The sequence below is a fragment of the Colwellia sp. E2M01 genome (genome assembly GCF_018860585.1).
In the GTDB taxonomy this organism is placed as follows: Bacteria; Pseudomonadota; Gammaproteobacteria; order Enterobacterales; family Alteromonadaceae; genus Colwellia.
The window spans coordinates 48,244-55,964 of sequence record NZ_JAHKPR010000025.1 but is presented as its reverse complement, the minus strand read 5'-3'; the positions used below and the strand labels follow the sequence as shown (position 1 = coordinate 55,964).

At 35.2% G+C, this 7,721-nt stretch carries 8 protein-coding genes; 3 read left to right on the top strand and 5 right to left on the bottom strand.

Annotated elements, in window-relative coordinates; genetic code table 11:
• Positions 1 to 108: 108 nt before the first annotated feature.
• The 4 genes from purU to KO502_RS05380 form a co-directional block, all read right to left on the bottom strand.
• Positions 109 to 969: a formyltetrahydrofolate deformylase gene (gene purU, locus KO502_RS05395; RefSeq protein ID WP_216021545.1), complete on the bottom strand. Its 861-nt coding sequence runs from the start codon at positions 967 to 969 to the stop codon at positions 109 to 111.
• 146 nt (positions 970 to 1,115) lie between these two features.
• Positions 1,116 to 1,343 carry a VF530 family protein gene (locus KO502_RS05390; RefSeq protein WP_216021544.1) on the bottom strand — a complete coding sequence of 76 codons (228 nt, stop codon included), beginning with the start codon at positions 1,341 to 1,343 and terminating at the stop codon, positions 1,116 to 1,118.
• Positions 1,344 to 1,481: 138 nt separating this feature from the next.
• Positions 1,482 to 2,210, bottom strand: coding sequence for a glutathione peroxidase (locus KO502_RS05385; protein ID WP_216021543.1), 729 nt, complete (start codon positions 2,208 to 2,210; stop codon positions 1,482 to 1,484).
• Between the two features lie 344 nt (positions 2,211 to 2,554).
• On the bottom strand, positions 2,555 to 2,911 hold the full coding sequence (locus tag KO502_RS05380; protein WP_216021542.1) for a hypothetical protein: 357 nt from the start codon (positions 2,909 to 2,911) through the stop codon (positions 2,555 to 2,557).
• A gap of 164 nt (positions 2,912 to 3,075) precedes the next feature.
• Here KO502_RS05380 and ccoG point away from each other — a divergent pair, with 164 nt between their 5' ends.
• Genes ccoG through KO502_RS05365 form a run of 3 tightly spaced genes read left to right on the top strand, consistent with a single transcriptional unit; the run spans position 3,076 to position 6,220 of the window.
• Positions 3,076 to 4,539 carry a cytochrome c oxidase accessory protein CcoG gene (gene ccoG / locus KO502_RS05375; RefSeq protein WP_216021541.1) on the top strand — a complete coding sequence of 488 codons (1,464 nt, stop codon included), beginning with the start codon at positions 3,076 to 3,078 and terminating at the stop codon, positions 4,537 to 4,539.
• Positions 4,539 to 5,525, top strand: a complete 987-nt coding sequence (locus KO502_RS05370; protein WP_216021540.1) for a serine/threonine protein kinase — start codon at positions 4,539 to 4,541, stop codon at positions 5,523 to 5,525. Before ccoG ends, KO502_RS05370 begins: the two co-directional genes overlap by 1 nt.
• Before the next feature lie 53 nt (positions 5,526 to 5,578).
• Positions 5,579 to 6,220 (top strand): thiol:disulfide interchange protein DsbA/DsbL, encoded by a 642-nt coding sequence (locus KO502_RS05365; protein ID WP_216021539.1) that lies wholly within the window; start codon positions 5,579 to 5,581, stop codon positions 6,218 to 6,220.
• A 271-nt stretch (positions 6,221 to 6,491) separates the two neighbouring features.
• Here KO502_RS05365 and KO502_RS05360 read toward each other — a convergent pair whose 3' ends face one another.
• On the bottom strand, positions 6,492 to 7,562 hold the full coding sequence (locus tag KO502_RS05360; protein ID WP_216021538.1) for a trypsin-like peptidase domain-containing protein: 1,071 nt from the start codon (positions 7,560 to 7,562) through the stop codon (positions 6,492 to 6,494).
• Positions 7,563 to 7,721 lie beyond the last annotated feature (159 nt).

The following is a 7,721-nucleotide window of genomic DNA, read 5'->3' as shown; positions in this document are numbered from 1 at the left end:
ATTATCGGAATTGGTATTAGACAAAAAGTGAGATGAAAAAAAACACCATAACTGTTCAGGTATGGTGTTTTATTATGTTCACTTATTTTGGCTAAATTAATAAAGTTTTTATGCCAAAATAACCGTTTTATCACCATTAATACAAACACGTTGTTCAGCATGAATACGTACTGCATGACTTAGAGCTGTCGCTTCTAAATCATGTCCCATGTGCACCATTTGTTCAATAGTAAAGGTATGATTAATTGGCTTAACTTCTTGGGCAATAATTGGACCTTCATCAAGATTAGCTGTTACATAATGTGCGGTTGCACCAATAACTTTAACACCACGAGAATGAGCTTGATGATAAGGACGAGCACCTTTAAAGCTTGGTAAGAACGAGTGATGAATGTTAATCGCTTTACCTGCTAATTTTTGGCATAAATCATCAGATAATATTTGCATGTAACGCGCTAAAACGAGTAAATCAACGTCAAGTTCAGTCATTAAATCTGTTATTTGTTTTTCTTGTTGTGGTTTCGTATCTGCCGTTATCGGGAAATGATAAAAAGGCACATTATGCCATTCACTTAATGGTTGGCAATCTTTATGATTAGAAATAACACCAACAATATTAATAGGTAAAACACCTGATCGCCATTTGGTTAACAGTGATACTAAACAGTGATCATCTTTAGACACTGCAATTAAAATGTTTGGCACATCTTCACGTTTACGAAATTGATATTGCATACCAAGCGGTTTTGCTAACTCTTCTAACGCTTCAATAAACTCATTACTTGAAACTGTTAAGTTGCGATCATCAAAAGCGATACGTGAGAAAAATGTCTCGGTGTATGGATCACTGTACTGCGATGTTTCGGTAATAAACGCGCCATGTAAAAATAGGCTTTGCGAAACTTTGGCTAAAACACCTGTGTTATCAGGGCATTGCCAAGTAAGAATATATTGTGTAGCGTCAGACATAGGAAGTTTTCTATTAAGTAAATGGTAAAGTTTTAAGTATAAATCTGCGGCTTAAAAGTAGTTTTACTGCAATTTAACGGCATCTTAATAATGAAGTCGGCTATATTATAGATTTTTTAATATATTAGCCAAGCACTTATCATGATCTATTTATGAATTTTGTTCTTATTTTTAATGTAGAGTTGTTCTACTTTTTCTCTTGCCCAAGGCGTTTTGCGTAAAAACTTTAAGCTTGACTGAATACTTGGGTTGTCAGTAAAGCATTTTATTTTAATTGTTTTACCTAATGTCTCAAAGCCAAAATAAGCTTCAAGTTCAGTCACAATGGTTTTTAACGTCAAACCATGTAGCGGGTTATAAGGCTGATTATCCATTATTTATTCCAGTAAATTATGCCAAAAATCGGACATAAAAAAACACAATGACGAGAGTATATCATCATTGTGTTTTTAGGGCAGGTTAGCTTAGTTGATTAATCACTAATAGTGAAAATTAACTGTATAAAGTCAGTTTTAGCTAAAGTATTTAACTAACTCATCGTTACCGCCAATACACTTACCATCAATAAATATTTGTGGTGTTGTATCTGCACCTGATGTTGCACGCATAGCACTGATGGTAGTGTTTTCACCTAGCACTAACTCTTCATACTTTATGCCTTTTTCAGTTAATAAGGCTTTAGCTTTAGTACAATGTGAACAACCAGGCTTAGTGAAAATAGCTACTTCGCTACTTTGCGCTGCTTCAGGGTTAATGTAGTTAAGCATAGTGTCGGCATCTGATACTTCAAACGGGTCGCCTGGAACATTAGGCTCAATAAACATTTTTTCAATTACGCCATTTTTAACTAACATAGCATAACGCCAGCTGCGCTTACCAAAACCAATGGCTGCTTTGTCTACTAATAATCCCATGCCTTCAGTAAACTCACCATTTCCATCAGGAATAAAGCTAATGTTTTCGGCGTCTTGATCTTGTGCCCAAGCATTCATAACGAAGGTATCGTTTACTGAAACACATACTATTTCATCAACACCATTAGCAAAGAATACTGGTGCTAATTCGTTATAACGAGGTAAATGTGATGAAGAACAGGTTGGCGTGAACGCGCCTGGTAATGAGAATACAACAACTGTTTTGTTCGCAAAAATATCGTCATAATTACGAGTGCTCCATGTGTCATCAGTCATTATTGGAAAGGTAATAGTTGGAACTTTTTGACCGGTAATATCTTTAAACATATTGAGATCCTTTATAAGTTAATTAATTTGGGTATTTGTTAATACGAGTTCAGTGTCAACTTTAAATTAAGTACAGTCAAGTTCACTTGTATTGCGCTTAATTAATAAGACTAATTAGTAATGCCTTGTTGTTGAAGCTATTATGATAAAACTACTTAGTTGAGTACAGTTGATTAAATCTATCATGATAATAGGTAAACCCTATCATAGAATTATTACAAAATAAGTTAGATATTATGGCGGTGGATGCAGCGACTAGCATTTCTAGGTTGCTAGTCGTTAAAAGGAGGAGGAGACTCAAGCTGTAGACAAATAACACAGTGTTATTTTGTATCAATCAACACTTAAAGTAGGTTTGTGTACTTACTTATTGTATTGCAAACAAGTTGTTCATTATTAATATGAAAAATTATATCTCTTTTTTCAGTTTTACAAATAGTGAAATAATATAATTTTACATCATCTCTTGAAGCGGTAATTTCTTTTAAATGCTGTACTTCTTTATCTGAAAATCGATCTAATTTATTTTCCAAATCCGTATAGACTTTATCGGCCTTTAAACGGATTTTAGTATCACTAAAGTCAGAAAACATCGATTGAGCGGCTGTTTTTTGCTCGTTATAGAACTTAGTTACTTCTTCATTAGGGTAAAAATGTAAATAAACTGCAGCTGCGACGATCAAGAATAATAAATGCTTCATAATTTTCCATATAATAGTGATATAAATCGATTTTATATCAATTAGTATCGTTAAGGTAATAATATATTATCTATTAAATGTTATTATTAATAAAATTACGACTCTTGTTGATACGCGAGTTACGCTATTAATGGTGACTTTTTTCCGCTATTCAAGGATTTATTGTGACAATAAATGACCAATCATCAGCTACAGGTGATAAAAGTAAAGCTGTAGTAGAGCAACATATTCCGGTTAAAAATGTAAAAATTCACGGCAATAAAAATACAGGTAAAGCGCGTTATGCGCCGGGAGACCAAATTTACGTTCGTAAATTTTCAGGTTTTTTTCAAAAACTAAGGCAAAGAATGAACTTAGTTTATTTTGCTTTCTTTTTGATTATTCCGTGGCTTCAGTACGATGGTCACCAAGCGGTATTATTTGATATTAGCGAGCAGCGCTTTACCTTGTGGAGTTTAACGTTATGGCCGCAAGATTTAACCTTATTAGCGTGGCTTTTTATTATTAGCGCTTTTTTACTATTCTTTGTTACCGTTTTTCTTGGGCGCGTGTGGTGTGGCTATATGTGTCCACAAACGGTTTGGACTTTTATTTTTATCTGGTTTGAAGAAAAAATTGAAGGCACCGCAAACCAGCGTCGTAAATTGGATGCTCAAAAAACGAATGCTAATAAAGTGATTAGAAAAACTTTAAAACATAGCGCATGGTTACTGTTTTCACTGTTTACCGCCATGACTTTTGCGGGTTATTTCTCGCCAATGGAAGCTTTATTTGTTGATGTCTTTACCTTTAATACTAGTTTGGCAATGGCTGGTATTTTAATTTTCTTTACCTTTGCAACCTACGGCAATGCAGGTTGGATGCGTGAAACTGTTTGTTTACACATGTGTCCTTATGCGCGTTTTCAATCTGCTATGTTTGATAAAGACACATTAACGGTTTCCTATGATAGTAACCGGGGTGAAAGTAGAGGGCCTCGTAGTCGTAAAGACGACCATAAAGCTAAAGGACTAGGTGATTGTATCGATTGTAATTTATGTGTTGAAGTGTGCCCAACCGGCATTGATATTCGTAATGGATTGCAATATGAATGTATTAACTGTGGCGCCTGCGTTGATGCTTGTAATGGCGTAATGGACAAAATGAATTACCCACAAGGACTTATTCGCTACACTACTGAGCATGAACTGAAAGGCAAAAAAGTTCACATCTTGCGTCCCAAACTCATAGGCTACGCAGTAGTGCTGTTAATAATGAGTACATTGCTAATATTTGAAATAGTAAATCGTGTACCTCTATCGTTAGATATTATTCGTGACCGTACTGAATTAGCGCGTGAAAACTTTGATGGTGAAATAGAAAATGTTTACACTTTAAAAATTCTTAATATGTCACAAACTGATAATACTTATAAGTTATCTGTTAAAGGCATTGAAAACGCTAAATGGAATGGTGATCAAGAGATCACTGTTAAAGCCGCTACTGTTTCCACCTTGCCTATTAGTATTGCGGTTGACCCTTATGATTTGGATAAATATATGAACGACATTACCTTTGTGGTAGAGCAAATTTCACCTGAATCTGATGCTAAAATCGAGCAAGAAAGCCGATTTTTTAATAAACGCTAATGGCATCATTCGACTTTAGCGCACTGTCACCTGATTTAATTATTGATGGTTTAGAAAGTGTAGGTTTCACGGTAGACAGTGGTTTATTGGCTCTTAACAGCTATGAAAACCGTGTGTATCAATTTCATGATGATAACTTAGTAAAATATGTTACTAAGTTTTATCGACCACAACGTTGGCAACTTTCGCAAATATTAGAAGAACATCAGTTTTCGTTTGAGTTAGAAGAGCAAGAGTTACCCATTGTGGCGCCCTTACAAATAAATGGGCAAAGTTTGTTTGAATACCAAGGTTATCACTTTGCGGTGTTTCCTTGCCGTGGCGGTCGTATTTTTGAAGTTGACAACCTTGACCAATTAGAATGGATGGGGCGATTTTTAGGTCGTATTCATGCGGTATCATCACAAAATAACTTTCAACAAAGACCAAGCTTTAATACTGATGAGTTACTTTATCAAGCGCGTGAAACTATCATTACTTCAAACTATGTACCTAAAAGTTTATCTACCGCTTTTTTTACTATTTTAGATCAAGTCATTGAACTTGCTGCTAAGCAATATTTACCCGCAAAACACACTCCACAAATACGCTTACATGGCGATTGCCATGCTGGTAATATTTTGTGGCGTGATGAAGGTCCGCACTTTGTAGATCTTGATGATTGTCGAACCGGACCGGCAATTCAAGATTTGTGGATGATGCTTTCTGGTGACAGACAACAGCAACTGTTACAACTTGATACATTATTAATGGGCTACGAAGAGTTCTTTACGTTTGAAAACGAACAGCTTCTCTTGATAGAATCATTAAGAACTATGCGTGTGGTAAATTATATGGCATGGTTATGCAAACGTTGGCAAGATCCTGCTTTTCCACAAAATTTTCCGTGGTTTAATACAGAAAAATATTGGGAACAGCAAATATTGATGCTTAAAGAGCAAATGTCAGCATTACAACAGCCACCACTTAGCTTACAGAATTTTTAGCATTCGTTAAGTTTAACGAGGCAACTTACTTTTATTTTAGGAAATAGATAAGAATGAATAAATTATTAAAATCTCTTTTATTAATGCCACTATTAGCATTATCAATTGGCGCTTGTGCCGAAAAGTATACTGAAGGTAAGCAATACACTAAAGTAAATGAAACCGTTAGCAGTAAGAAAGAAGTACGTGAGTATTTCTCTGTTTATTGTGGACATTGTTTTAAATTTGAACCGTTAATGCATAATCTTAAAAAGGTTTTACCAGAAGACTCAGCATTTGAACGTAACCATGTTGATTTTCTTCGCGCTGCTAGCCCTAAAATTCAAGAAATGGTCACTAAGGCGACTATTGTTGCTGAACAACTAGGTGATGCTGATAAATACATTGGTGCTATCTTTAACTACATTCATGTACAACGTGCTGTAATTACTTCTGAAAGTGACTTACGTAACTTATTTGTAACCAACGGTGCTGATGGTGATAAGTTCGATAAACTAATGAAGAGCTTTAGTGTTAATGCCCAAGCAAAATCATTGAAAAAGAATCAAAACGAGATGTCAGCTAAGCGTGCGTTAACAGGTGTTCCAACGGTTATTGTTAACGGTAAGTATAAAATAGAGGCGGCTAAACTAGATAAAGATAACTTTGAGCAAGATTATCAAAACTTAGTTAAATACTTACTTGAACTGAAGTAATTTAGTGCAGTAAATTTAGTGCAGTCAATTTAATACTGAAATAAAAAATCCAAAAAAGGCAGACTGTAAAATACAGTCTGCCTTTTTTATTTAACATGCGTTTATCATCTATTTTGCCAGAGTAATACGTTTGCCATAATAGTTCATGCGCTATAGTAGCGTGACTATTTAAGCCAGCGCAGATGATTACTGAAGTTGAGGGTTAAGTACTACACTCGCAATTAAACTATACCAGTAACACTTCACTACTTTCTCTAACTTACAATCGCACCTAGTTAATTAACTCCATTATTCTAACTTGTGTAGAGATTGGCTGACCTTGTCGGTATATTTTAAATGTTAATATGGTATTAGGCTGCGTTTCAGCAATGATATCTAAAGCGGCAGTAACATTCGGTATTGACTCCCCATCAATTTGATAAACAACGTCACCTAATTGTAAGCCTGCTGATTGAGCAGGACTACCCTCTACGATTTCTTCAACCACAAAACCTTTTAGTTTAGTATTATAATTATTGGTGGCAATACCTAACCAACCTCGAACCACTTTGCCGTTTTCAATTATCTGTCGCATTACCTTATTCGCTAGTTGATAAGGTACGGCAAAAAATATCCCTTGAATGGATAACTGGGGATTAGATTGTGTAAATTTTCTTGAATTGATACCCACTAAAATACCATTGCTATTAATTAACGCACCACCTGAATTTCCTTCGTTAATAGCAGCGTCCATTTGTAAAAACTCTAAGTAACTAGTGTTACTCAAGCCATTACGACCAGTAGCGCTAATAATACCTTGGGTTACTGTTTGTCCCAAATTGAGAGGATTACCAATAGCTAATACTATGTCGCCGACCAATGAGGTTTGTTCTTCTTTATGTGGAATAACCGGCAGGTTAACCGCATTAACTTTTAGTACGGCTAAATCGGTATAATGATCAAAGCCTATTAATTCAGCAGGGTAAATTTGGCCACTTTGTAAAAGTACTTGAATTAAATCAGCTTCTCTGATGACATGCAGATTCGTTAAAATGTAGCCTTGAGTACTCATGATAACGCCTGAGCCTAAGCGAGTACTTTTACGTGGAACGCGACCATATTGAGGGTTTACTTCAATTTGTTCAGAGTAAATATTTACCACAGCAGGACTTGCCATACTAACCGCTTTGGCAAACGATAATGGTGCCTGTTGTGTTTGATTACCTTTAAATAGGTGATCAATTAAATTTGATTCACTTAAACCAGGTACTAGGCTAGGTACTAGTAGCAATAATAAAACCGCAATTAATACGCCATAACTTATTGCTGTAATAATATATTTTATTAGGGATAATATTTTCAAGGGGGTTCTGATTTGTATTGTTTTAATGTATTGAGTGTAACATAAAAAAGCTGAACACTGCGCACTGGTAATTATTTACTCAGTTCGCTAGGTTCAGCTTAATACTTTTTACTGTGTTGAGACGTTGGTTATTGTTTTATCTAAAAACTTAACTTTAGC